The organism is Pseudomonas sp. St386 (assembly GCF_018325865.1).
Classification (GTDB): domain Bacteria; phylum Pseudomonadota; class Gammaproteobacteria; order Pseudomonadales; family Pseudomonadaceae; genus Aquipseudomonas; species Aquipseudomonas brassicacearum.
The window spans coordinates 6,287,467-6,313,470 of the sequence record NZ_AP021900.1 but is presented as its reverse complement, the minus strand read 5'-3'; the positions used below and the strand labels follow the sequence as shown (position 1 = coordinate 6,313,470).

General features: G+C 62.3%; 16 protein-coding genes. 14 read left to right on the top strand and 2 right to left on the bottom strand.

What is annotated here, in order from left to right; translation table 11 throughout:
• The first annotated feature begins 69 nt into the window (after nt 1–69).
• The 8 genes from KI235_RS28000 (at nt 70) to KI235_RS27965 (ending at nt 14,661) form a co-directional block, all read left to right on the top strand.
• Nucleotides 70–600: a 4-vinyl reductase gene (locus KI235_RS28000; protein ID WP_003177589.1), complete on the top strand. Its 531-nt coding sequence runs from the start codon at nt 70–72 to the stop codon at nt 598–600.
• A gap of 15 nt (nt 601–615) precedes the next feature.
• Nucleotides 616–2,676 (top strand): dimethylglycine demethylation protein DgcA, encoded by a 2,061-nt coding sequence (dgcA, locus tag KI235_RS27995; protein WP_003206325.1) that lies wholly within the window; start codon nt 616–618, stop codon nt 2,674–2,676.
• A 170-nt stretch (nt 2,677–2,846) separates the two neighbouring features.
• Nucleotides 2,847–4,796 carry a dimethylglycine demethylation protein DgcB gene (gene dgcB / locus KI235_RS27990; RefSeq protein WP_003206324.1) on the top strand — a complete coding sequence of 650 codons (1,950 nt, stop codon included), beginning with the start codon at nt 2,847–2,849 and terminating at the stop codon, nt 4,794–4,796.
• The gene (locus tag KI235_RS27985) at nt 4,796–6,016 is read left to right on the top strand and encodes an electron transfer flavoprotein subunit alpha/FixB family protein (protein WP_003206323.1); all 1,221 of its coding nucleotides are present in this window, start codon (nt 4,796–4,798) and stop codon (nt 6,014–6,016) included. Before dgcB ends, KI235_RS27985 begins: the two co-directional genes overlap by 1 nt.
• A gap of 13 nt (nt 6,017–6,029) precedes the next feature.
• On the top strand, nt 6,030–6,800 hold the full coding sequence (locus KI235_RS27980) for an electron transfer flavoprotein subunit beta (protein ID WP_013694410.1): 771 nt from the start codon (nt 6,030–6,032) through the stop codon (nt 6,798–6,800).
• Between the two features lie 1,121 nt (nt 6,801–7,921).
• Entirely contained in the window at nt 7,922–11,374 is a 3,453-nt protein-coding gene (locus KI235_RS27975; protein ID WP_212795388.1) for a GMC oxidoreductase, read from the top strand.
• A gap of 146 nt (nt 11,375–11,520) precedes the next feature.
• Entirely contained in the window at nt 11,521–13,389 is a 1,869-nt protein-coding gene (locus KI235_RS27970; protein WP_212795387.1) for a hypothetical protein, read from the top strand.
• 27 nt (nt 13,390–13,416) lie between these two features.
• The gene (locus tag KI235_RS27965; protein ID WP_003206318.1) at nt 13,417–14,661 is read left to right on the top strand and encodes a metallophosphoesterase; all 1,245 of its coding nucleotides are present in this window, start codon (nt 13,417–13,419) and stop codon (nt 14,659–14,661) included.
• Between the two features lie 128 nt (nt 14,662–14,789).
• Here the strand turns inward: KI235_RS27965 and gbcA are convergent, their stop codons facing one another.
• Entirely contained in the window at nt 14,790–16,085 is a 1,296-nt protein-coding gene (gene gbcA, locus KI235_RS27960) for a glycine-betaine demethylase subunit GbcA (RefSeq protein ID WP_003206316.1), read from the bottom strand.
• A 283-nt stretch (nt 16,086–16,368) separates the two neighbouring features.
• On the opposite strand from gbcA, the gene gbcB reads away from it, so the two are divergent.
• Nucleotides 16,369–17,469: a glycine-betaine demethylase subunit GbcB gene (gene gbcB, locus KI235_RS27955; RefSeq protein WP_003206314.1), complete on the top strand. Its 1,101-nt coding sequence runs from the start codon at nt 16,369–16,371 to the stop codon at nt 17,467–17,469.
• A 214-nt stretch (nt 17,470–17,683) separates the two neighbouring features.
• On the opposite strand, the gene KI235_RS27950 is transcribed toward gbcB, so the two are convergent.
• Entirely contained in the window at nt 17,684–18,724 is a 1,041-nt protein-coding gene (locus tag KI235_RS27950) for a low specificity L-threonine aldolase (protein WP_003206313.1), read from the bottom strand.
• Between the two features lie 234 nt (nt 18,725–18,958).
• Here KI235_RS27950 and KI235_RS27945 point away from each other — a divergent pair, with 234 nt between their 5' ends.
• The 5 genes from KI235_RS27945 (at nt 18,959) to KI235_RS27925 (ending at nt 25,862) form a co-directional block, all read left to right on the top strand.
• Nucleotides 18,959–19,663 carry a TraX family protein gene (locus tag KI235_RS27945; protein ID WP_003206311.1) on the top strand — a complete coding sequence of 235 codons (705 nt, stop codon included), beginning with the start codon at nt 18,959–18,961 and terminating at the stop codon, nt 19,661–19,663.
• A gap of 315 nt (nt 19,664–19,978) precedes the next feature.
• Nucleotides 19,979–21,232, top strand: a complete 1,254-nt coding sequence (gene glyA, locus KI235_RS27940; RefSeq protein ID WP_003206308.1) for a serine hydroxymethyltransferase — start codon at nt 19,979–19,981, stop codon at nt 21,230–21,232.
• Between the two features lie 21 nt (nt 21,233–21,253).
• Nucleotides 21,254–22,504, top strand: a complete 1,251-nt coding sequence (locus KI235_RS27935; protein ID WP_003206307.1) for a sarcosine oxidase subunit beta — start codon at nt 21,254–21,256, stop codon at nt 22,502–22,504.
• A gap of 14 nt (nt 22,505–22,518) precedes the next feature.
• Nucleotides 22,519–22,848 carry a sarcosine oxidase subunit delta gene (locus tag KI235_RS27930; RefSeq protein ID WP_003206305.1) on the top strand — a complete coding sequence of 110 codons (330 nt, stop codon included), beginning with the start codon at nt 22,519–22,521 and terminating at the stop codon, nt 22,846–22,848.
• Nucleotides 22,845–25,862 (top strand): sarcosine oxidase subunit alpha, encoded by a 3,018-nt coding sequence (locus tag KI235_RS27925; RefSeq protein ID WP_212795386.1) that lies wholly within the window; start codon nt 22,845–22,847, stop codon nt 25,860–25,862. Before KI235_RS27930 ends, KI235_RS27925 begins: the two co-directional genes overlap by 4 nt.
• Nucleotides 25,863–26,004: the final 142 nt, after the last annotated feature.

Here is a 26,004-nt window from a genome sequence, read left to right as displayed (position 1 = left end):
ACCGCCAATCCTCTACCTGCGGCCCTCTGCGCCGCAGGCAATACCACGAATTTCCGGAGTCAAGTTTTCATGGCCAAGATCGCCCCGCAACTGCCTATCGAAGTCGACAGCGAAACCGGTGTCTGGACCTCCGACGCCCTGCCGATGCTGTACGTGCCACGGCACTTTTTCGTCAACAACCACATGGGCATCGAAGAAGTATTGGGCGCCGACGCCTACGCCGAGATTCTCTACAAGGCCGGCTACAAATCCGCCTGGCACTGGTGTGAAAAAGAAGCCGAATGCCATGGCCTGGAAGGCGTCGCGGTGTTCGAGCACTACATGAAGCGCCTGTCGCAGCGTGGCTGGGGCCTGTTCAAGATCCAGGACATCGACCTGGACAAAGGCACCGCCAGCGTCAAGCTCGAACACTCGGCATTCGTCTATGTGTACGGCAAGGTCGGGCGCAAGGTCGACTACATGTTCACTGGCTGGTTCGCCGGTGCCATGGACCAGATCCTCGCCGCTCGCGGCAGCAAGATCCGCACCGTGGCCGAGCAGGTCTACGGCGGTTCCGAAGAAGGCCACGACGACGGCCTGTTCATCGTCAAGCCGTTGTAAGTCGAGGATCGCACCATGGCTTTTGAAGCAATGTTCCAGCCGATCCAGATCGGCAAGCTGACCATCCGCAACCGCGTGCTCAGCACCGCGCACGCCGAGGTCTACGCCACCGACGGCGGCATGACCACCGACCGGTACGTGAAGTATTACGAAGAGAAGGCCAAGGGCGGCATCGGCCTGGCGATCTGCGGTGGCTCGTCCGTGGTCGCCATCGACAGCCCGCAGGAATGGTGGAGTTCGGTGAACCTGTCCACCGACCGCATCATTCCGCACTTCCAGAACCTGGCCGACGCCATGCACAAGCATGGCGCCAAGATCATGATCCAGATTACCCACATGGGCCGTCGCTCGCGTTGGGACGGTTTCAACTGGCCGACCCTGATGTCGCCGTCCGGTGTGCGTGAGCCGGTGCACCGCGCCACCTGCAAGACCATCGAGCCGGAAGAGATCTGGCGGGTGATCGGCAACTACGCCCAGGCCGCACGGCGCGCCAAGGCCGGTGGCCTGGACGGCGTCGAGCTGTCCGCCGTACACCAGCACATGATCGACCAGTTCTGGAGCCCGCGGGTCAACAAGCGTACCGACGAATGGGGCGGCACCTTCGAAGGCCGCATGAAGTTCGGCCTGGAAGTGTTGAAAGCCGTGCGCGCCGAGGTCGGTGACGACTTCTGCGTGGGCATGCGCCTGTGCGGCGACGAGTTCCACCCGGACGGCTTGTCCCACGAGGACATGAAGCAGATCGCCAAGTATTACGATGACACCGGCATGCTGGATTTCATCGGCGTGGTGGGCTCGGGTTGCGACACTCACAACACCCTGGCTAACGTCATCCCGAATATGAGTTATCCACCGGAGCCGTTCCTGCACCTGGCCGCCGGTATCAAGGAAGTGGTCAAGGTTCCGGTTTTGCACGCGCAGAACATCAAGGACCCGAACCAGGCCACGCGGATCCTGGAGGGCGGTTACGTCGACATGGTCGGCATGACCCGCGCCCACATCGCCGACCCGCACCTGATCGCCAAGATCAAGATGGGCCAGATCGACCAGATCAAGCAGTGCGTCGGCGCCAACTACTGCATCGACCGCCAGTACCAGGGCCTGGACGTGCTGTGCATCCAGAACGCCGCGACGTCCCGTGAATACATGGGAGTGCCGCACATCATCGAGAAGTCCACCGGGCCGAAACGCAAGGTGGTCGTCGTGGGTGCCGGCCCGGCTGGGATGGAAGCGGCGCGTGTGGCCGCCGAACGTGGGCACGACGTGACCCTGTTCGAGAAAAAAGAATTCATCGGCGGGCAGATCACCACCGCCTCGAAAGCCCCGCAACGGGACCAGATCGCCGGTATTACCCGCTGGTTCCAACTGGAGCTGGCGCGGTTGAAAGTCGACCTGCGTCTGGGCGTGGCGGCTGATGCGGCAACCATCATGGACTTGCGTCCGGACGTGGTGGTGCTGGCCGTCGGCGGGCATCCGTACCTGGAGCAGAACGAGCACTGGGGCGCCGCCGAAGGGCTGGTGGTCAGCAGCTGGGACGTGCTCGACGGCAAGGTTGCACCGGGCAAGAACGTACTGGTCTACGACACCATTTGCGAGTTCACCGGCATGTCGGTGGCCGACTTCCTCGCCGACAAGGGCAGCCAGGTCGAGATCGTCACCGACGACATCAAGCCGGGCGTGGCGATTGGCGGGACGTCGTTCCCCACCTACTACCGCAGCATGTACCCCAAGGAAGTGATCATGACCGGGGACATGATGCTGGAGAAGGTCTACCGCGAAGGCGACAAGCTGGTGGCGGTGCTGGAGAACGAATACACCGGTGCCAAGGAAGAGCGCGTGGTGGACCAGGTGGTGGTGGAAAACGGCGTGCGGCCGGACGAGGAAATCTACTACGCGCTCAAGGAAGGTTCGCGCAACAAGGGCCAGATCGACGTTGAAGCCCTGTTCGCGATCAAGCCCCAGCCGTGCCTGGAGCAGAGTGGCGAAGGCTACCTGCTGTTCCGCATCGGCGACTGCGTGGCCCAGCGTAATACCCACGCGGCCATCTACGACGCCCTGCGGTTGTGCAAGGATTTCTAACGGCTTGTGGATAACCCTGTGGGAGCGAGCTTGCTCGCGATAGCGGTGGATCAGTCGACATTTATGTTGGATCTGAGTCCGTCTTCGCGAGCAAGCTCGCTCCCACAGGGATCGAGCAAGACATCCAGGTTTCTGTGCCTGCAAGACCTGAGGTCTTTGGGAGCTTCACCATGTTGAACACCCTTCTTCCCATCCTGCTGTTTGCTGCCCTGGGCCTCGCGGTCCTTGGCGCCTTGCGGCGGGTGAACATGTGGCGCCGTGGACGACCGGCCAAGGTCGACCTGATCGGTGGTCTCTTCGCCATGCCCAAGCGCTATATGGTGGATTTGCACCATGTGGTGGCGCGGGACAAATACATTGCCAATACCCACGTGGCCACGGCTGGTGGTGCGGTGGCGTCGGTGGTGCTGGCGATCCTGGTCCACGGTTTTGGCCTGCATAATCGCTTCCTCGGCTATGCGTTGCTGTTGATGTCGGCCGTGATGTTCGTCGGTGCGATCTTCGTCTACCTGCGTCGGCGCAATCCGCCGGCCCGTTTGTCCAAGGGCCCCTGGATGCGCCTGCCGAAAAGCCTGCTGGCCTTCTCGGCGTCGTTCTTCCTGGTGACCCTGCCGGTGGCGGGCATCCTCCCGGAAAACTTCGGCGGTTGGCTGGTGGCGGCGGTCCTGGGTGTCGGCGTGCTGTGGGGCGTGTCGGAGTTGTTCTTCGGCATGACCTGGGGCGGGCCAATGAAACATGCCTTCGCCGGTGCCCTGCACCTGGCCTGGCACCGCCGAGCCGAGCGCTTTGGTGGCGGTCGTTCCACCGGTCTGAAGCCGTTGGACTTGAACGACCCTAGCGCACCGCTGGGCGTTGAGAAACCCAAGGATTTCACCTGGAACCAACTGTTGGGCTTCGATGCCTGCGTGCAGTGCGGCAAGTGTGAAGCTGCCTGCCCGGCGTTCGCTGCCGGCCAGCCGCTGAACCCGAAAAAGCTCATCCAGGACATGGTCGTCGGCCTGGCCGGCGGCACCGATGCGAAATTCGCCGGCAGCCCCTATCCAGGTAAACCGGTGGGCGAGCACAGCGGCAACCCACATCAGCCGATCGTCAACGGCCTGGTGGACGCCGAGACCCTGTGGTCCTGCACCACCTGCCGGGCGTGCGTCGAGGAATGCCCGATGATGATCGAGCACGTCGACGCCATCGTCGACATGCGCCGCCACCTGACCCTGGAAAAAGGCGCGACGCCGAACAAGGGCGCCGAGGTGCTGGAAAACCTCATCGCCACCGACAACCCTGGCGGCTTCGCCCCGGGCGGGCGGATGAACTGGGCGGCGGACTTGAACCTCAATCTGCTCAGCGAGAAGAAATCCACCGACGTGCTGTTCTGGGTCGGCGACGGTGCTTTCGACATGCGCAACCAGCGCACCTTGCGCGCCTTCGTCAAAGTGCTCAAGGCGGCGAAAATCGACTTCGCCGTGCTCGGCCTCGAAGAGCGCGACAGCGGCGACGTGGCCCGGCGCCTGGGTGATGAGGCGACGTTCCAGCTGTTGGCCAAGCGCAATATCCAGACCCTGGCCAAATACAGCTTCAACCGCATCGTCACCTGCGACCCCCACAGTTTCCACGTGCTGAAAAACGAATACGGCGCCTTCGATGGCAACTACCTGGTGCAGCACCACAGCACCTACATGGCGGAAATCATCGATGCCGGTGCCCTCAACCTCGGCCAGCACAAGGGCGACAGCGTGACCTATCACGACCCGTGCTACCTGGGCCGCTACAACGGCGAATACGAGGCGCCGCGCCAGGTGTTGCGTGCGCTGGGTATCGAGGTCAAGGAGATGCAACGTTCCGGTTTCCGTTCGCGTTGCTGCGGCGGTGGCGGCGGTGCGCCGATCACCGACATTCCGGGCAAGCAGCGGATCCCTGACATGCGCATGGACGACATCCGCGAAACCGGCGCCGAACTGGTGGCCGTGGGTTGTCCACAGTGCACCGCGATGCTGGAAGGCGTGGTCGAACCGCGGCCAATGATCAAGGACATCGCCGAACTGGTGGCCGACGCGCTGCTGGAAGACGCGGCCCCGAGCAAACCGGTAACCCCGGCCAAACGTGAACCCGCGGAGGTGCATTAATGAGTGACATCATCCGCCGCGACCCCCGCGCCGAGTGGATCGCCCGCAACCGCCTGCACCCGCTGCACGCGGCCATGCAACCGGTGCAGCACAGCTGGATGGGGCCCAACGGCATCATCCGCAAGAATGTCCATGGCGTCGGTTTCATCGGCCCCAATGGCATCAAGCGCATCGACCGCAGCGGCGCCCAGCAGGGTGGCGCGACCAAGCGTACCGCCGCCGCTGAAGTGCAACTGCCGCTGCATCAGGTGCCGCAACCTGCGTTCTACATCAGTGTGGTGCCGGACATGGTCGGTGGCCGCTTGAGCAGCCACGACCGCGATCTGCTGGGCCTGGCCCATCAGCTTGCCGGCAGCGAAGGCGCGGTGCTGGCGGTGGTCTTCGGCGAACACAAGGAAAACGCCTTCGCCACGGCCGGTGTCGACCGCTTGCTGGTGCTCGATGGCGAAGAATTCAGCGGTTATGCACCGGAACAACGGGTGCAAGGCCTGCGGGCTGTGGATAACCAATTCAGCCCGCGCCATTGGCTATTGCCTGACAGCCGTACTGGTGGCGGCGAACTGGGCCGGCGTTTGGCTGCGACCCTGGGCGAACGCCCGGCCACGCGGGTCTGGCAGGTCAAGGGTGAAGAGTGCATCGGCCGCGCCGGTGCCGGCTTGCAAGACCTGGCCCGACCATTGGCGCGCTTGATCCTGGCGGCGGCCGAATGCGCCGAACCGGTCAGCGAAACCCGCCACGAAGCCTTACCGGTGGAGTTATCCACAAGCGTGGTTCGCAGCTTGTCGCGTATCGAAGACCTCGGCGCGGTGGCGGTGGACCCGGGTGCGATCCCGATGGCCGAAGCCGAATTCATTTTCTCCGGCGGCAATGGGGTCAAGGACTGGGCGCTGTTCCACCAGACCGCTGCGGCCCTGGGCGCCACTGAAGGCGCTTCGCGGGTGGCGGTGGACGACGGCTTTATGGCTCGCGATCGCCAGGTCGGTGCGTCCGGCACCTGGGTTACGGCGCGGGTCTACGTGGCCGTGGGGATTTCCGGGGCGATCCAGCACCTGCAGGGCATTGGCGCCTGCGACAAGGTGGTGGCAATCAACCTCGATCCGGGTTGCGACATGATCAAACGGGCGGACCTGTCGGTGATCGGTGACAGCGCGGCGATTCTCCAGGCCTTGATCGCGGCGGTAGAGGCTTACCGCAACGAAGCCAAGCGCGATGCGGCTTAAGAAGGATAAGTTGATGAGTACCCAAGTGATCAGCCTCGTGTCCATCGGCGCCCACCCCACTTCCGGGCGACCCCGGCGCGCCGAACAGGACGCCCGGGCCGTGGAGCTGGGCCTGCAACTGGCCGGCAGCGACCTGCAAGTGCTGCACGCCGGCGATGTGGCCGAACCGGCCCTGCGCGCCTACCTGGGCATGGGCCTGGATGAATTGCACGTGCTGGAAAGCCCTGTCGGCGCGGACGCTCTGCCGGCCCTGACCGATTACCTGCGTGACGCTGGAGCCCAAGTGGTGCTCACCGGCAGCCAGGCCGAAACCGGTGAAGGTTCGGGCATGTTGCCGTTCCTGCTGGCCGAGAATCTTGGTTGGCCGTTGGTGGTGGGGCTGGCCCAGGTCGAGTCCATCGACGGCGGCGTGGCCCTGGTACTGCAAGCCTTGCCTCGAGGCCAACGACGCCGTCTCAAAGTGCGCCTGCCGTTCCTGGCCACTGTGGATAACGCTGCGCCAAAACCTCGGCAAAGCGCCTACGGCCCGGCCCGGCGCGGGGCGTTGCATGGCGAGGAAGTCGAGGTAATCGACGACACATTGCTGGCGGTGGCAACCCTGCAACCGGCCAAGCCACGCCCCAAACGCTTGAAAGTGATCAAGGCCAAGAGCGGCGCCGACCGCATGAAAGCCGCCACGGCCAAGGCCAGCGGCGGAGGCGGGCAAGTGCTCAAGGGCGTGAGCGCGGAGGCGGGGGCGGAGGCGATTCTCAAGCTGTTGGTGGAGGAAGGGGTGGTTCGCTGACCTCAAGTACCCCCTGACCCCTTGTGGGAGCAAAGCTTGCTCGCGATCCAGGCGCCTCGGCACTTAAGAGATCAAGGCGTTTTCATCGCGAGCAAGCTTTGCTCCCACAGGGCTAGCTCCCACAAAAAATAGGCATGGTGGGTTACCCACAATCCCTGTGCGCGCTTCTGTGGATAACCTGTTCGCCCCTCGCTGCACCCTATGCAAAACAGGCCCTCCAGGCCTGCGCTCAAAAAATAGTCAGCCTAACCCACGGTTTTTATTGGCTTTTGCCTGTGAGTAGTTATTCGCTCCAGCCGAAACTTGCCCCCAATCTCTGTTGGCGCTTCTGTGGATAAGATGTTCGCTCTACGCTGCAAGCCATACGAACCGGGGTCTTCAGTAAGTTGATCATAAAATGATCAATTAGCCATTTTTATAAGGAAAACCTCCGGAAAACCTCGATTTACAAGTTGTCCGAAGGGTTTTCCACAGAATCGTCAGAATTACCCCCAAACACTGTTGGCGCTTCTGTGGATAAGGTGTTCGCTTACCGCCACACGCCTTGCCAGGCATGGCTTGCAGCTATTTGATCAAAAAATAACCGATAGGCCGGTAAAACCGTCATTGTTCATAAGTCACGGTTTTTATTCACTTTGCCGGTGGAAAAATGCCGGACATACGCACACTTGTCCCCATTTGCTGTGGGTGGTCATGTGGTTAACTTGTTCGCCAAATGCTGCAAGCCACGGCGGGCATAGCGCAAATCGCGATAGATCAAATTTCATACAGTTCTAAGTCACACCCTTGACGAGGGTCTGTGGGCTGTCTTCACTCCATGGCACAAGGACATCGCCACTTTATCCACATCAGGTTCAGGGAGAACACATGATGGATAGCAAGGACCCCCGCTCACACCCGCAATCATCGGTGACCTGCGTCCCGACACCTCCCACCTCGTTGCACAAACGCATTCATCGCCGCGCCGTCAATCAGCGTGCGCGTCTATAGCGCCCGGGTTTTTCCCCTGTAGCACCGCTGACTGTCGCCGGACCCTGCAAGGGACGGTGGCCAGGCGTTCGTGCGCCTGTCGATTTGCAGGCAACCGCAGAGTTGCCCCTTCTGCCTGAGAGGACTTGAACATGACACGGATCTCGACCCCCATCAGTGATATCCAGGAGCACTACGACGTGATCGTCATCGGTTCCGGCTACGGGGGCGGCATTGCTGCCTCACGCCTGTCCCGGGCCGGGCGCAAGGTGTGCCTGCTGGAGCGTGGCCGGGAAATCCAGCCCGGCGAATACCCCAATACCCTGCTCGCGGCCACCGAGGAACTGCAAGTCCATGACCCGGATGGCCACATCGGTTCGCGCACCGGGCTGTTCGACCTGCATGTCAACGCCCAGCAGAACGTGGTGGTCGGTTGTGGCCTGGGCGGCACGTCGCTGATCAATGCCAACGTTTCGCTGGAGCCGGAGCCTGGCGTGTTCGAGGACCCGCGCTGGCCCCAGGCGGTCCGTGAGCACCAGGACACGCTGCTCAAGGACGGCTACGCCCGGGCCCGGGAGATGCTCAAGCCCAATTCGTATCCGGCCTCGGAGCCGAACCTGCCCAAGCTTGACGCGCACAAAAAATCGGCCGATTACCTCAAGCAAGGCGCGCATTTCTACAAGCCGCCGATCAACGTGACTTTCGACAAGCTGCCCAACAACCTCAACCACGTCGGTGTCGAACAGCTGCCGTGCAATGGTTGTGGCGATTGCGTTTCGGGCTGTAACAACAAGGCCAAGAACACCACGCTGATGAACTACCTGCCGGATGCCTGGAACCACGGCGCGGAGATTTTCTGCCAGGCCGAGGTGCGGCACCTGGAGCGCGACGGCGATGGTTGGATCGTGCACTTCCAATACCTGGACAGCGGTCGCGAGATGTTCTCGGCGCCGACCCTGTTCGTGCGCGCCGACATCGTGGTGGTGTCTGCCGGCACCCTGGGCTCCACCGAAATCATGTTGCGCTCGCGGGACAAGGGCCTGTCGATGTCCAGCCAATTGGGCGAGAACATGAGCGGCAACGGCGACATTCTCGGCTTCGGCCACAACTGCGACCAGGTCATCAATGGCATCGGCTTCGGTGCCCATTCGGCCAAGGAACTGGAACCGGTGGGGCCATGCATCACCTCGGTCATCGACATGCGCACCGAGGGTGACTGGCGCAGCCGCATGGTCATCGAGGAAGGTTCTATTCCCGGCGCCCTCGGCCGGGCCATGGTGCCGAGCATGGCGGCGTTTGCCGAAATGATCGGCGTGCCCACCGACACCGGCTTCGGCGCCAGCCTCAAGTACAAGGGGCGCGAAGCCGAGAGCTTTTTGCGCGGCCCCTACTACGGCGCGCTGCATAACATGCAGACCTATCTGATCATGAGCCATGACAACGGCAAGGGCCGCATGCTGCTCGACAACAAGGACCAGTTGCGCATCGACTGGCCCGGCGTCGGCGAACAGGAAAACGTCACCCTTGGCAACGAGCGGCTGCACCAGAGCACCAAGGCCCTGGGTGGGATCTGGGTCGAGAACCCGATCTGGACCAAGCTGCTCAAGCACAGCATCGTCTCGGTCCATCCCCTGGGCGGTTGCGTGATGGGCGAGGATGCGACTCAAGGCGTGGTCAACCACAAGGGCCAGGTGTTTAGTGGCGCCAGTGGCACCGATGTCTACCCGGGCCTGTACGTGACCGACGGTTCGGTGATCCCGACGTCGTTGGCGGTCAACCCGCTGCTGACCATCTCGGCGGTGAGCGAGCGCAACGTGGGCCTGCTGGCGGCTGATCGGGGTTGGATCATCGACTACACGCTGCCTTCGGCCCCGCGTAAAGCGGTGGCGGCGCCGACACTTGGCGTGCAGTTCACTGAAACCATGAAGGGCTATTTTTCCACCGCCTTCACTCAGCCCCAGGGCACCGATCTCAGCCTGTACGAAGCGGCGGCCAAGCGCGGCAAGACCGACAACTCGCCCATCGAATTCACGCTGACCATCACCGCCGCCGACCTCAACCGGATGATCAAGGAACCGGAACACGCCGCGACCCTGGTGGGCACCCTCGACGCACCGTCGCTCTCGTCGCAGCCGCTGGTCGCCAGCAATGGGGTATTCAACCTGTTCGAGCAGTACCAGGAACAGGTTGGCGTGCGGCACATGAACTACGACATGAAGCTAACCGCCGAAGACGGCAGCGACTATTACTTCAGCGCCTTCAAGACGGTGCCCGAGGATAACGGTGTGCTGAACATCTGGCACGACACCAGTACCTTGTACGTCACCCTCTATCGTGGGCCGGACAAGACCGGCGCGGTGATCGGTTCGGGGGTGATGCACATTCTGCCGGCCGACTTCGCCAAGCAAATGACCACCATGAAAGTGCTCAATGCCCGCAATGAACGTGAACGCGTGGAGGCGCTGGCGCGGTTCGGCAAGTTCTTTGCCGGCGTCTTGTGGGAGAGCTATGGCGGTGTCTTCGCCGGCGACGTCTACTTCAACCCGGACGCGCCGCCCCGGTTGAAACGGCCGTTGGATGCGCCGCCACCGGTGGTGCATTTCTTCCAGACCGAAGACAACGTCGAGCTGCGCCTGACCCGTTACCAGGCCGGCACCAAAGGTCCGGTGATGTTGGTCCATGGCCTGGGCGTGGGCTCTAATATTTTCTCCACCGACACCATCCACACCAACTTGCTGGAATACCTCTGCAAGCACGAATACGACGTCTGGCTGTTGGATTTGCGGGTGAGCATCCTGCTGCCGGCCAGCAAAAATGAATGGAACGGCGACCAGGTGGCCCAGTACGATTTCAAGGCCGCCATCGAGCAGATCCAGCAGGCGACCCTGGCCAGTGACGTGCAGTGCGTAGTGCATTGCTACGGTGCGACGACGTTCTTCATGTCGATGCTGGCGGGTTTGCAGGGCGTGCGTTCGGTGGTCTGCTCACAGATCGCCGCCGACACGGTGGTCGCCACTGCTACTGGGCTGAAGGCCGGTTTGCATTTGCCGGGGATGCTCGATGCCATCGGCATCAAGTCCCTCACGGCCTACGCCGACACCAAGGAAAGCTGGTTCAACAAACTCTACGACAAGGCCCTCAACGGCTATGCCCGGATCGAGGCCCAGGGCTACTGCACCAACCCGGTCTGCCATCGCATCACGTTCATGTATGCCTCGCTGTACCGCCACGACACCCTCAACGAAACCCTGCACGACAACCTGCATGAATTGTTCGGCGAGTCGAACATCCAGACCTTCGAGCACTTGGCGCTGATCGTGCGCAAGGGGCACCTGGTGGACTTCAAGGGCAACGACGTCTACATGCCGCATTTCGATCGGTTGAAATTGCCGATCTGCTTCATCAGCGGTGCCGACAACCAGTGCTACTTGCCGCAAAGCACCCTCAAGACCTACGAGCGACTGTGCGAGATGCACGGCCCGCAGTTGTTCAGCCGTCACGAGATACCGGGTTACGGCCACATCGACTGCATGTTCGGCAAGGATGCGGTGGTGGATGTGTATCCGATCATCCTCGAGCACCTGGAGAAGACGGCGCTCGGTTGACTCAAGACCGAGTCGACTGCATCGCGAGCAAGCTCGCTCCCACAAGGGGGCTATGTACCGCTGATCCAGTGTGGGAGCGAGCTTGCTCGCGATGGCGATCACCAGAGCGCCGCATCTCGTGAGTCAGGAATAAGGAAAAGGATGCCATGAACACTTACATCCGCTGGTTCCAACGCATCATCTGGGTCGGGATCGTCATGAACATGTTCTTCGCGATTCCGGCGCTGTTTGCGCCGGCGTTGCTGACGTCCATGCTCGGCCTGCCGCCCGTGTTATCCGATCCCTGGCTGGAAAACGCCGGCATGTTGCTGGTGGGGATCAGCCTGTTCTACATGCCCTCGGGGTTCAACGCGCCGCGTTTCGTCGTGCATTCGTGGTTGTGCGTGCTGTCGCGGCTGGTGGCTGTGGTGTTCTGGATCTACCTGATCAACACCAACAACCAGGGCCAGGTGTTCGTGCCGATGTTGATGGGCGACCTGAGCATGTTCCTGATCCTGGGCGTGCTGCTGTACCTCGGCTGCCCAGCGGCCAATCGCCCGCTGGCCTTGCTCTGCGCCGGCTGGCGGGAATGGCGTGCCGGCTGGGCGCTGCGCTGGCAGAGCCACGCTTTCAAGGTCGGCACGCTGGTGGTGCTGCTGGTGCTGGGCTTCATCGGCTACCAGACCTGGTACCAGATGATCCGGGAAGTGCCGCAACCGGACTTCGCCTCCGATGAAGACCATTACAAATACGCCGCCATTGGCCTCGGCATCGAGGCGCGGATTCCGTACTACCTGTTCGCCGTGCTGCCACAGATGTGCCCGGAAAAACTGCCCAAGCCGGGCGGCTACGAGGTGTTCGGTTTTCTCTACGAAAACGGCAACGATCTGCCCATTGGCATGGCCAAGCGGCAGCTCGGCTACCCCACGGTGGAACCGAACTGCGCCCTGTGCCACACCGGTTCCTACCGGGCCAACGCCAGTGACGTAGCGGTTCCGGTCGCCACCGCACCGGCCAATACCCTGCAACTGCAAGCCTTCCAGTGGTTTGCCTACGATTGCGCCAGCGACCCGAAATTCACCCCGGATGCTGTCATGGCGGCGATCAACAGCAAGTTCCAACTGGGTTTTTTCGAGAAGCTGTACAACCGTTACCTGATCATCCCGATGGCCAAGAGTGCGCTGCTCAAGCAGAAGCAGGCCTACGCCTGGCAGAAGCTGCGTCCGGCCCAGGGGTCAGGGCGGACCGACACCTTCAATCCGACCAAAATGGTGGTGTTCGGCTTCCCGGATGACTCCACCATCGGCACCGTGGATCTGCCGCAGGTCTGGAACCAGAAACCGCGCGAGTCCATGTACCTGCATTGGGATGGCAATAACAACAAGATCCACGAACGCAACTACGCAGCGGCGATGGCCGTGGGGGCGACGCCGCAATCGGTGTTGCCGCCGAGTTTCAATCGCGTGACCAACTGGCTGTTGGGCCACAAGGCACCGGCCTGGCCGTTCGCCCTGGACCAGGCGAAAGTCGCCCAGGGCAAACCGATCTGGGAGAAAAACTGCGCCGGCTGCCACGATTTTGGCCGCAGCGACACCGGCCAGGTCACCACCAACATCGACCAGTTGGGCACCGATCCCCATCGCCTGAATTCCTTCACCACCGGCCTGGTGACGGCGTTCCACGGCTTCAAGAAACCGCCATTCGACTTCAACGCCTACCGCAAGACCCAGAGCTACAGCAACACGCCCACCGACGGCATCTGGCTGCGCGCGCCGTACCTGCACAACGGTTCGGTGCCGACCCTGTGGGATTTGCTGCAAGCGCCGGAGCAGCGTCCGCAGGTGTTCTACACCGGCTCCGACATCTACGACCCGCAGAAAGTCGGCTTCATCACCAGTGGCGCGCAGATGAAGGCGTCGGCGGATTTCAAATACGACACCCGTCTGGAAGGCAACCACAACGGCGGCCACCTGTATGGCACGCAGCTGTCGGACGTCGACAAACGGGCCCTGATCGAATTCATGAAGACCCTGTAGCCCAGGGCATTGCGAAGGAGCGTTCACATGTCATTACTGCACCATTGGGAACATGAGTTCGACAAGGTCAAGGTCCGCCTGCACGGGTTGGTCACGCGGTTGGAAATGTCCTGGAAAAAACTCGTCAACGACCTGGAGCCCGAGGAGTTCCAGGCCATCGTCAAGCTGCTGCAGCGAGGCCACGACCAGGCCCAGCATGTCATCGAGCATGGCGACCTGCCGGACGACGAACCGGCCGTGCCGTGGGAGTTGTCCCACGGCTTGTCGATCCTCAAGATCGGCAACGCCACGCCCCTGCCGCAAAGCGAGGACGAGTTGCCGACCCGGGTACTCAAGGACGGCACCTTGCTCGGCTGCCGCAAATGGGAGCTGCTGGACCTGTTGTGGAGCGAGGCGCTGCTCAAGTGGATCGAGAACCTGCGCCACCACGCGCCGTTCGCCACCAACCCGGCGCTGGTGAAAATGGACAGCGACGTGGTGCTGGCCATCGCTGGCGACTGGGGCACCGGGCCGTTCGACAGTCATGCCCCGGCGGTGGCGGTGGCCAACCAGATGCAACTGGCCCTGGCCGATTTCACCATCCATCTGGGCGACGTGTATTACGCCGGCACCCATTCCCAGGAAGACGTCGACATGGTCGGCTGGCCCCAGGGCAAGCATGGCGCGTTTACTCTCAATTCCAACCATGAGATGTACAGCGGTGCCCACGGCTATTTCAAGGAACTGTCCAAGCGTTTCCCTGTGCAGCAAGGCACCAGTTACTTTGCCTTGTATAACGACGACTGGCTTGTGGTCGGCCTCGACAGTGCTTACGCCTCGGACGCCATGAACCTGTACATGGACGGCACCCTCAACACCCAGCAGATCGAGTGGATGAAGACCCTGCCCAAGCGCAAGAAACTCATGGTGCTCAGTCATCACCAGGGTTTTGATATTTCCGGGCACAACAAGACGGCGCTTTACCAACCGGTGTGCGATGCCTTGGGGCGCGAGCCGGATTATTGGTATTGGGGGCATCTGCACAACGGTATCTGCTACGCGCCGCAAGGCGGGCTGCATGCGCGCTGCGCCGGGCACGGAGCGATTCCCTACGGTACTACCAGCGAGTTGAATGGGCATGCCCGGGTGCTGTGGTCGGAAACGCAGCTGGCGGGAGACGAGGCGTATCCGCAGCGGGTGTTGAACGGGTATGTGAAGGTGCGGCTGAAGGGGGAGGAGATTGTCGAGACGTTTTATGGGGAGGATGGCAGTGTGCGGTGGTCTTCCCACTGAAGATCGTTCCCACGCTCTGCGTGGGAATGCCTCTACGGACGCTCCGCGTTCGCTTTTGGGACGCAGAGCGTCCCGGGCTGCATCCCCACGCAGAGCGTGGGGACGATCATCAACCGAAGCTTTGGATTTTAGCCCTGGACCGGAACGCCCTTGAGGTACGGCGCCGGTTCGGCCCCCAGGTTGTTGAGCATGCGCTCGCTGTACCAGTCGACGAAGTTCACCACGCCGAACTCATAGGTCTTGGAGTACGGGCCTGGCTGGTAGGCGGTGGAGTTGATGCCGCGCTGGTTTTCTTCTGCCAGGCGACGGTCCTGGTCGTTGGTGGCGTCCCAGACCTGGCGCATGCGCGCGACGTCGTAGTCCACGCCTTCGACCGCGTCCTTGTGCACCAGCCACTTGGTGGTGACCATGGTTTCCTGGGCGCTGATCGGCCACACGGTGAACACGATGATGTGGTCGCCCATGCAGTGGTTCCACGAGTGCGGCAAGTGCAGGATGCGCATCGAGCCCAGGTCCGGGTTCTTGATGCGGCCCATCAGCTTGGCGCAGCCTTGCTTGCCGTCCATGGTCATCGACACGGTGCCCTTGAGCAGCGGCATGCGCACGATGCGGTTGCGCAGGCCGAAACTGGCGTGGGCGTAAGGGATCTTCTCGGCGTCCCAGGCGGCGGCGGAGGCGGCCACGTGGTCCTTGAACGCCTGGTCGGCGCGTGGGTCGGTGACGTCGTCCCATTCCAGCAGGGTCTTGAGCAGTTCCGGGTGCGCGCCGCCGCAGTGGTAGCACTCACGGTTGTTTTCCAGCACCAGTTTCCAGTTGGCTTTTTCCATCAAGGTGGTTTGCACCGCCACCTTGGTGTTCTCCATGTCGTACGGTTCCATGTAATGGTTCAGCGTCGACAGGAAGTCATCGATGGCCGGCGGGTTCTCGGCCAGGCTGATGAAGATGTAGCCACCAGCGGTCTTCACGTTCACAGGCTTGAGGCCGTACTGCTTCATGTCGAAGTCGGCGCCCATCTCGGTGCCAGCGAACAGCAGGCGTCCGTCCAGCTCGTAGGTCCACTGGTGGTAGTGGCAGACCAGTTTGGCGACCTTGCCCTTGTCGCTGGTGCACAGCCGCGAACCGCGGTGGCGGCAGACGTTATGGAACGCATGCACCACGCCCTCGGCACCACGAATCACGATGATCGGGTTCTTGCCGACTTGCAGGGTCAGGTAGTTGCCCTTGGCCGGGATTTCGCAGGTCATGCCGGCGATCAACCATTCTTTCTGGAAGATTTCCTGCATATCGATATCAAACAGGCGCTCATCGGAGTAGAACGGCTGCGGCAGCGAAAAGGTGCGCTCACGCTCTTGCAGCATTTGCGCGGTGGCCTTGCGTGCGGGTTCCAGCGGATCGCCCAGGCTAAGGGTAGTGGTGACGTCCATCGTTTTATCCTCATGGCCCTCTATGTGGCCGGCGAAAAATGACTAATCGGTTGTGCTACGCAAGGCAGAAAACTTTGTTTATCTGTTGGGGCGAGTGTGGGGCCGCGCAGGGGCCGAACCTTATCCATGGGCGACATGGCCCAATCTGTTCCCGACGCGCAAGCCCCGGTAGTTGGGGGCTGGTCGCGATAAGTATGTGAATGTCGCAGATAGGTAAATGGTCACCCAGGCGCCTGCGCACAATCGCCCTCATGAAGGCCGACAGTCGGCCGTGGAGATCAGCATGTCCAATAACTTCCTGAACCCGGTCACGACCCAGACCTGGGCCAATGGCCGACATATCGTACGTTGCGTCAAAGTCATCCAGGAAACCTGGGATGTGCGCACCTTCTGCTTCATGGCTGACCAGCCGATCCTGTTCTTTTTCAAGCCTGGGCAATTCGTCACCCTGGAGCTGGAAATCGAAGGCCAGCCGGTCATGCGCTCCTACACCATCTCCAGCTCGCCGTCGGTGCCCTACAGTTTCTCGGTGACCATCAAGCGCGTACCGGGGGGCAAGGTTTCCAACTGGTTGCACGACACTCTGCATGAAGGCCAGGAGCTGGCGGTGCACGGGCCGGTGGGGTTGTTCAACGCCATCGATTTCCCGAGCCCGAAAGTCCTGTACCTGAGCGGTGGCGTGGGGATCACGCCATGCATGTCCATGGCGCGCTGGTTCTACGACACCAACGCCAATGTCGACATGACCTTTATCCACAGTGCCCGCTCGCCCAAGGACATCATCTACCACCGCGAGCTGGAACACATGGCGTCGCGGATCGACAACTTCAGCTTGCACCTGATCTGCGAAAAACATGGCCTGGGCGAGCCCTGGGCCGGCTATCGCGGTTATCTGAACCACAAGATGCTGGAATTGATGGTGCCCGACTTCCTCGATCGCGAGGTGTTCTGTTGTGGCCCGACCCCGTACATGACCGCAGTCAAGCGCCTGCTGGAAGCGGCCGGCTACGACATGAAGCGTTATCACGAGGAATCCTTCGGCGCCACGCCACCGGAAGCCCGCGCCGACGCCGTGGAGCAGGCCGAACAGGCCGCCGACGCCCCTGAAGTCGACGCGGCGGACTTGCACCTGGTGGAGTTCACCTCCTCGGGCAAGAGCATCCGCGTGGGACCGGGAGAAACCGTACACGCCGCCGCCGCCAAGCTCGGCATGATGATCCCCAAGGCCTGCGGCATGGGCATCTGCGGCACCTGCAAGGTGCTGAAGCTGGGCGGGGAAGTGGAAATGGACCACAACGGCGGGATCACCGAGGACGACGAGGCCGAGGGCTACATCCTGTCGTGCTGCAGCGTGCCGAAGGGGGATGTGCGGATCGAGTTCTGATCTGCCCATCCAAGTAGCGGTGAGCACCTCCCGTGGGATTAAGGTCTGTGGGAGCAAAGCTTGCTGTGGGAGCAAAGCCCTGTGGGAGCAAGGCTTGCCCGCGATGAAAGCGACGCGGTCTCCCATGGACCGAGCCGTCTGCATCGCGAGCAAGCTTTGCTCCCACAGTAAGCCTCTTTCACCACGGCGGGCATGACAGGCCGGGGCGGCTTTCCTAGCCTGCCATCACTTCCCGAATATCCGCCGCCAATTCCCGCACCCGTGCTTCTTCGGTATCCCACGAGCACATGAAGCGTGCGCCGCCTTTGCCAATGAACGTGTAGAAACGCCAGCCCTTGGCGGTCAGCGCGGCGATGGCCGGTTCCGAGAGTTGCAGGAACACGCCGTTGGCCTGAACCGGGAACATCAGTTCCACGCCGGGAATGTCGCTGACCAGCTCTGCCAGCAATTGGGCGCAGTGGTTGGCGTGGCGGGCGTGCTTGAGCCAGGCCTGGTTTTGCAGCAGGCCGACCCAGGGCGCGGAGAGGAAGCGCATCTTCGAGGCCAGTTGCCCGGCCTGTTTGCAGCGATAGTCGAAGTCTTCGGCCAGGTCATGGTTGAAGAACAGGATCGCCTCACCTACCGCCATGCCGTTTTTCGTGCCGCCGAAGCACAGCACGTCCACGCCGGCCTTCCAGGTCAGGTCGGCCGGGGAGCAGCCGAGGAAGGCGCAGGCGTTGGAAAAACGCGCGCCGTCCATGTGCAGGTTCAGCCCCAGTTCCTTGCAGGTGACGCTGATGGCGCGGATTTCTTCCGGGGTGTAGACACTGCCGACTTCCGTGGCCTGGGTCAGGGTCACGACCCGGGGCTTGGGGTAGTGGATGTCCTGGCGCTTGAGGGCGATCTCACGGATCGACTCGGGGGTCAGCTTGCCGTTTTCGGTGCGCGCCACCAGCAGCTTGGAGCCGTTGGAGAAGAACTCCGGCGCGCCGCATTCGTCGGTTTCGACGTGGGCGGTTTCCGAGCAGATCACGCTGTGGTAACTCTGGCACAGTGAGGACAACGCCAAGGAGTTGGCCGCCGTGCCGTTGAACGCGAAGAACACTTCGCAGTCGGTTTCGAACAAGGCCCGGAAATCGTCCGCTGCGCGGTGGGTCCACTCGTCGTCGCCGTAGGCGCGTTGGTGACCCTGGTTGGCTTCTTCCATGGCCGCCCAGGCTTCGGGGCAAATGCCGGAATAGTTGTCGCTGGCAAACTGTTGACTCTTGTCGGTCATGGCCTTGCTCCTTGAATAGAGAGTCCTGGATAAAGAGATCCCTGGCGGAATGCCCGGGTGGGGCGTTCCATGGTGCGGCGTGTTTGGGTCCACAGCGCCGTGTCGATCATGGTTCGGTGCGCTTGAGTGCGCAACGCCGTGATCTATGTTGGTGCGCACTTTACCCAAGATTAGCGGGGGAACACACCGGATGTTTCTGTCGGAAAGTATCAATCTCGTCGCGCGGCTTTATACATGAGCCGGCGCGACGGAGCGCTGGACCTGCTCAAGTGGCTGGCTCTGTTGGCGATGGTGCTCGATCATCTGCGATATGTCGGTTTCTCCGTCGATTGGCTCTATGTGCCGGGGCGGTTGGCATTTCCGTGGTTCTGCCTGGCGATGGCGGCGAACCTGGCGCGCAACGACACCAGTACCGCCTCATGGCGTTACCTGGGCTGGCTGTTGTTATTCAGTGCCGTCAGCGAAATCCCCTACCGCTTGTTCATCCCTGATCCCGTCACCCTGAATGTGATGCCAACCCTGGTCCTGGGCTTGCTGGTGGCGCGCAGTTGGCGGGTGCCGACGCTGGAAGCGCGCGGCCTGGCCGCGGTGGCGTTGTTGTTGGCGGCACTGTTTTCATCGCAACTGATGTTCGGGTTCTTCGGTGTGTTGCTGCCGCTGGCGATGCTGCTGGTGTTTCGCCGGCCCTGGTATTTCGCCTTGTTGCCGGGGTTGGTCTGCGTGGCGGCCAATCAATGGCGGGTGTTGTATGGCGCGGCATGGCTGGGGGATGGGGTGGCGTTGTGGGGGCTGGTGGCTTGCCTGATCGCGCCATGGCTTGGGCTGATGCTTTTGCGACAGGCTGGTCGTTTTCATCCACCGGCGATGCGGCGCTGGGCGTATGGCCTTTATCCCGCGCATTTCCTGTTACTGCTCGCGGTTCGCCATATCGTCGAGTAACCCTATGGGAGCAGCATCTTGGGAACTAAGGTGCGGGAGCAAAGCCAGTGGGAGCAAGGCTTGCCCGCGATGAAAGCGCCGCGCGCTCCCATGGACCGAGGCGCCTGGATCGCGAGCAAGCTTTGCTCCCACAGTGCTATCGCGCAGGCCTTGCTCTCCGACTCTTTGATCCCATGTCGTAAACGCACCTTTGCGTGGCGTCCATAGGCATTTGACATGCCTGCGCCAGCCATACCATCGCATCCAAAGGGCACGACCGAACGGTCCGTGCCTCACCGAGACGAAAGGCGCACCGCCGCCGCTGGGAGAGACGCGATGTTCAGCAAGCAAGACCAAATCCAAGGCTACGATGATGCACTGCTGGCGGCGATGAACGCCGAAGAGCAACGCCAGGAAGATCACATCGAACTGATCGCGTCAGAAAACTACACCAGCAAGCGCGTGATGGAGGCCCAGGGCAGCGGCCTGACCAACAAGTACGCCGAAGGCTATCCGGGCAAGCGCTACTACGGTGGCTGCGAGCACGTCGACAAAGTCGAAGCCCTGGCCATCGAGCGCGCCAAGCAACTGTTCGGTGCCGATTACGCCAACGTCCAGCCGCACTCCGGCTCTTCGGCCAACAGCGCCGTATACCTGGCCCTGCTGCAGGCCGGCGACACCATCCTGGGCATGAGCCTGGCCCACGGCGGTCACCTGACCCACGGTGCCAAGGTGTCGTCCTCGGGCAAGCTCTATAACGCGGTGCAATACGGTATCGACACCACCACCGGCCTGATCGACTACGACGAAGTCGAGCGCCTGGCGGTCGAGCACAAGCCGAAGATGATCGTTGCCGGTTTCTCCGCTTACTCCAAGACCCTGGATTTCCCACGTTTCCGCCAGATCGCCGACAAGGTCGGTGCCCTGTTGTTCGTCGACATGGCCCACGTTGCCGGTCTGGTCGCCGCCGGTCTGTACCCTAATCCACTGCCTTACGCCGACGTGGTCACCACCACCACCCACAAGACCCTGCGCGGTCCACGTGGCGGCCTGATCCTGGCCAAGGCCAACGAAGAGATCGAGAAGAAGCTCAACGCCGCGGTATTCCCCGGCGCCCAGGGTGGCCCGCTGATGCACGTGATCGCCGGCAAGGCGGTATGCTTCAAGGAAGCGGCGGAGCCTGGCTTCAAGGCTTACCAGCAGCAAGTGATCGATAACGCCCAGGCCATGGCTGGCGTGTTCATCAAGCGCGGCTACGATGTAGTGTCCGGTGGTACCGATAACCACCTGTTCCTGGTCAGCCTGATCCGTCAGGGCCTGACCGGCAAGGACGCCGATGCTGCCCTGGGCCGTGCCCACATCACCGTCAACAAGAACGCCGTGCCGAACGACCCGCAATCACCGTTCGTGACCTCGGGCCTGCGCATTGGCACCCCGGCGGTGACCACGCGTGGCTTCAAGGTGACCCAGTGCGTCACGCTGGCCGGCTGGATCTGCGACATTCTCGACAACCTCGGCGATGCCGATGTCGAGGCCAATGTCGCGCAGCAAGTGGCGGCCCTGTGCGCGGACTTCCCGGTTTATCGCTGAGTCGGTTTTGGAGTAATGACTATGCAACGCTATTCGGGCTTCGGCCTCTTCAAACACTCTCTCAGCCATCACGAAAACTGGCAGCGGATGTGGCGCACGCCGACCCCGAAAAAGGTCTATGACGTGGTCATCGTCGGCGGTGGCGGGCATGGCCTGGCGACCGCCTACTACTTGGCCAAGGAACACGGCATCACCAACGTGGCCGTGGTCGAGAAGGGCTGGTTGGGCGGCGGTAACACCGCGCGCAACACCACCATCGTGCGCTCCAACTATCTGTGGGACGAATCGGCCCACCTGTACGAACACGCGATGAAACTCTGGGAAGGCCTGTCCCAGGACCTGAACTACAACGTGATGTTCTCCCAGCGTGGCGTCTACAACCTGTGCCACACCCTGCAGGACATCCGTGATTCCGAGCGTCGCGTCAGCGCCAACCGCCTCAACGGCGTGGACGGCGAGCTGCTCAACGCCAAGCAAGTGGCCGACGAGATCCCATACCTGGATTGCTCGAAGAACACCCGTTACCCGGTGATGGGCGCCACCGTCCAGCGTCGCGGCGGCGTGGCCCGTCACGATGCCGTGGCCTGGGGCTTTGCCCGGGCGGCGGACGCGTTGGGCGTGGACCTGATCCAGCAGACCGAAGTGATCGGTTTCCGCAAGGAAAACGGCGTGTGCATCGGCGTGGAAACCAACAAGGGCTTCATCGGCGCCAAGCGTGTCGGCGTGGTGACCGCTGGTAACTCCGGACACATGGCCAAGCTCGCGGGCTTCCGCCTGCCGATCGAATCCCACCCGCTGCAAGCGCTGGTGTCGGAGCCGATCAAGCCGATTATCGACAGCGTGATCATGTCCAACGCCGTGCACGGCTACATCAGCCAGTCCGACAAGGGCGACCTGGTGATCGGCGCCGGTATCGACGGCTACAACGGCTACGGCCAGCGTGGTTCGTACCCGGTGATCGAACACACCATCCAGGCCATCGTCGAAATGTTCCCGGTGCTCTCGCGGGTGCGCATGAACCGTCAGTGGGGCGGCATCGTCGACACCACGCCGGACGCCTGCCCGATCATCTCCAAGACCCCGGTGCCGAACATGTTCTTCAACTGCGGTTGGGGCACCGGCGGCTTCAAGGCAACACCGGGCTCGGGCAACGTCTTCGCTGCAAGCCTGGCCAAGGGTGAAATGCATCCGCTGGCCGCGCCGTTTTCCATCGACCGTTTCCACAACGGCGCACTGATCGACGAACACGGCGCTGCTGCCGTCGCCCACTAACAGGAGAAATCCCTATGTTGCACATCTTCTGTCCTCACTGCGGCGAACTGCGCTCCGAAGAGGAATTCCATGCATCCGGCCAGGCGCATATCCCGCGTCCACTGGATCCGAACGCTTGCACCGACGAACAGTGGGGCGACTACATGTTCTTCCGTGACAACCCGCGCGGGTTGCACCATGAGCTGTGGGATCACGTCGCCGGTTGCCGCCAGTACTTCAACGTGACCCGCGACACCGTGACCTACGAGATTCTCGAAACCTACAAGATCGGCCAAAAGCCGCAATTCACCGACAAGGCTGACAGTCCGAAAGCGGCCGCACAGGCTCTGGGAGAGAAGGTATGAGCCAGATCAATCGCCTGTCCAACGGTGGACGGATCGACCGCAACAAAGCGCTGAGCTTCACCTTCAACGGCCAGACCTACAAAGGCTTCGAGGGCGATTCCCTGGCCGCTGCGCTGCTGGCCAACGGTGTCGACATCATTGGCCGCAGCTTCAAGTATTCGCGTCCTCGCGGCATCTTCGCCGCCGGTGCCGAAGAGCCGAACGCCGTGCTGCAGATCGGTGCCACCGAAGCCACACAAATCCCTAACGTGCGCGCCACGCAACAGGCGCTGTACCAGGGTCTGGTCGCCACCAGCACCAACGGCTGGCCGAACGTGAACAACGACATGATGGGCATTCTCGGCAAGGTCGGCGGCAAACTGATGCCGCCGGGCTTCTACTACAAAACCTTCATGTACCCGCAATCGTTCTGGATGACCTACGAGAAGTACATCCGCAAGGCTGCCGGCCTGGGTCGCTCGCCGACCGAGAACGATCCGGACACCTACGACTACATGAACCGCCACTGCGACGTGCTGATCGTCGGCGCTGGCCCTGCCGGCCTGGCCGCCGCACTGGCCGCGGCCCGCAGCGGTGCGCGCGTCATCCTGGCCGATGAGCAGGAAGAGTTCGGCGGCAGCCTGCTCGACTCCCGCGAGAGCCTGGACGGCAAGCCTGCGATCGAATGGGTCGCTGCGGCGGTGGCTGAACTGCGCTCGATGCCAGAAGTGGTGTTGCTGCCTCGCGCCACGGTGAACGGTTACCACGACCATAACTTCTTGACCATCCATGAGCGCCTTACCGACCACCTCGGTGATCGAGCGCCCATCGGCCAGGTCCGCCAGCGCATCAACCGCGTCCGCGCCAAGCGCGTGGTCCTGGCGACCGGCGCCTGCGAGCGTCCGCTGGTCTACGGCAACAACGACGTGCCGGGCAACATGCTGGCCGGTGCGGTGTCCACCTACGTGCGTCGCTACGGCGTGGCACCGGGCAAGAAACTGGTGCTGAGCACCAACAACGACCATGCCTATCGCGTGGCCCTGGACTGGTTCGACGCCGGCCTGCAAGTGGTGGCCGTTGCCGATGCGCGCAGCAACCCGCGTGGTGCGCTGGTGGAAGAGGCCCGCGCCAAGGGCATTCGTATCCTCACCGGCAGCGCCGTGATCGAGGCCCGCGGCAGCAAGCGCGTCACGGGGGCACGTGTTGCCGCGATCGACGTCCGTGCCCACAAAGTCACCAGCCCCGGCGAATGGCTGGACTGCGATCTGGTAGCCAGTTCCGGCGGCTACAGCCCGGTGGTTCACCTGGCTTCGCACCTGGGCGGCAAGCCGATCTGGCGTGAAGATATCCTCGGTTTCGTACCGGGCGAAGCACCGCAAAAGCGCGTGTGCGTCGGTGGTGTGAACGGTGTCTACAGCCTTGGCGATAGCTTGGCCGATGGCTTCGAGGGCGGCGTGCGCGCGGCCAACGAAGCCGGCTTCAATGCAGTGGAGGGCGTGTTGCCCAAAGCCCTGAGTCGTCACGAGGAGCCAACCCTGGCGCTGTTCCAGGTGCCCCACGAAAAATCCACTGCACGGGCACCGAAGCAATTCGTCGACCTGCAGAACGACGTCACCGCCGCCGCCATCGAGCTCGCCACCCGCGAAGGCTTCGAGTCGGTGGAGCACGTCAAGCGCTACACCGCACTGGGCTTCGGTACCGACCAGGGCAAGCTGGGCAACGTCAACGGCCTGGCCATCGCGGCCCGCTCGCTGAACGTGAGCATCCCGCAGATGGGCACCACCATGTTCCGTCCGAACTACACGCCGGTAACCTTCGGCGCGGTGGCTGGTCGGCACTGTGGGCACATCTTCGAGCCGGTGCGCTTCACTGCGCTGCATGCCTGGCATGTGAAAAACGGCGCCGAGTTCGAAGACGTCGGCCAGTGGAAGCGCCCTTGGTACTTCCCGAAGAACGGTGAAGATCTGCATGCCGCGGTCAAGCGCGAATGCAAGGCCGTGCGCGACAGCGTTGGCCTGCTGGATGCCTCCACCCTGGGCAAGATCGACATCCAGGGCCCGGACGCCCGCGAGTTCCTCAACCGCGTCTACACCAACGCCTGGACCAAGCTCGACGTGGGCAAGGCCCGCTACGGTCTGATGTGCAAGGAAGACGGCATGGTCTTCGACGACGGCGTGACAGCCTGTCTGGCGGACAACCACTTCCTGATGACCACCACCACGGGTGGCGCGGCGCGCGTGCTGCAATGGCTGGAGATCTATCACCAGACCGAATGGCCGGACCTGAAGGTGTACTTCACCTCGGTCACCGACCACTGGGCGACCATGACCCTGTCGGGCCCCAACAGCCGCAAGCTGCTGAGCGACGTCACCGACATCGACCTGGACAAGGACGCTTTCCCGTTCATGACCTGGAAGGAAGGCCTGGTGGGCGGCGTGCCGGCGCGGGTGTTCCGGATCTCGTTTACCGGTGAGCTGTCGTACGAAATCAACGTGCAGGCCGACTACGCCATGGGCGTGCTCGAGCAGATCGTCGAGGCCGGCAAGAAGTACAACCTGACCCCGTATGGCACCGAGACCATGCACGTATTGCGGGCCGAGAAGGGCTTCATCATCGTCGGTCAGGACACTGACAGCTCGATGACCCCGGACGACCTGAACATGGGCTGGTGTGTAGGGCGGACCAAGCCGTTCTCGTGGATCGGCTGGCGCGGCATGAATCGCGAAGATTGCGTGCGTGAAGACCGCAAGCAACTGGTGGGGCTCAAGCCGATCGACCCGAATGTCTGGCTGCCGGAAGGCGCACAACTGGTGTTCAACACCAAGCAGGCGATTCCGATGACCATGGTTGGCCACGTGACCTCCAGCTATGCCCACAACTCCCTGGGTTATTCATTTGCCATGGGTGTGGTCAGGGGCGGCCTCAAGCGGATGGGCGAGCGGGTGTTCGCGCCATTGGCCGACGGCAGCGTGATCGAGGCAGAGATCGTTTCTTCGGTGTTCTTCGATCCGAAGGGGGATCGGCAGAACATTTAACACTTGAGCCCTGTGGTGAGGGGCGTGTGGGAGCAAAGCTTGCTCGCGATGCAGGCGACACGGTAGCCATCAGACCGAGTTATCGTTCATCGCGGGCAAGCCTTGCTCCCACAGCGTCAAGCACCGGCAGGTCGAGCAAGCA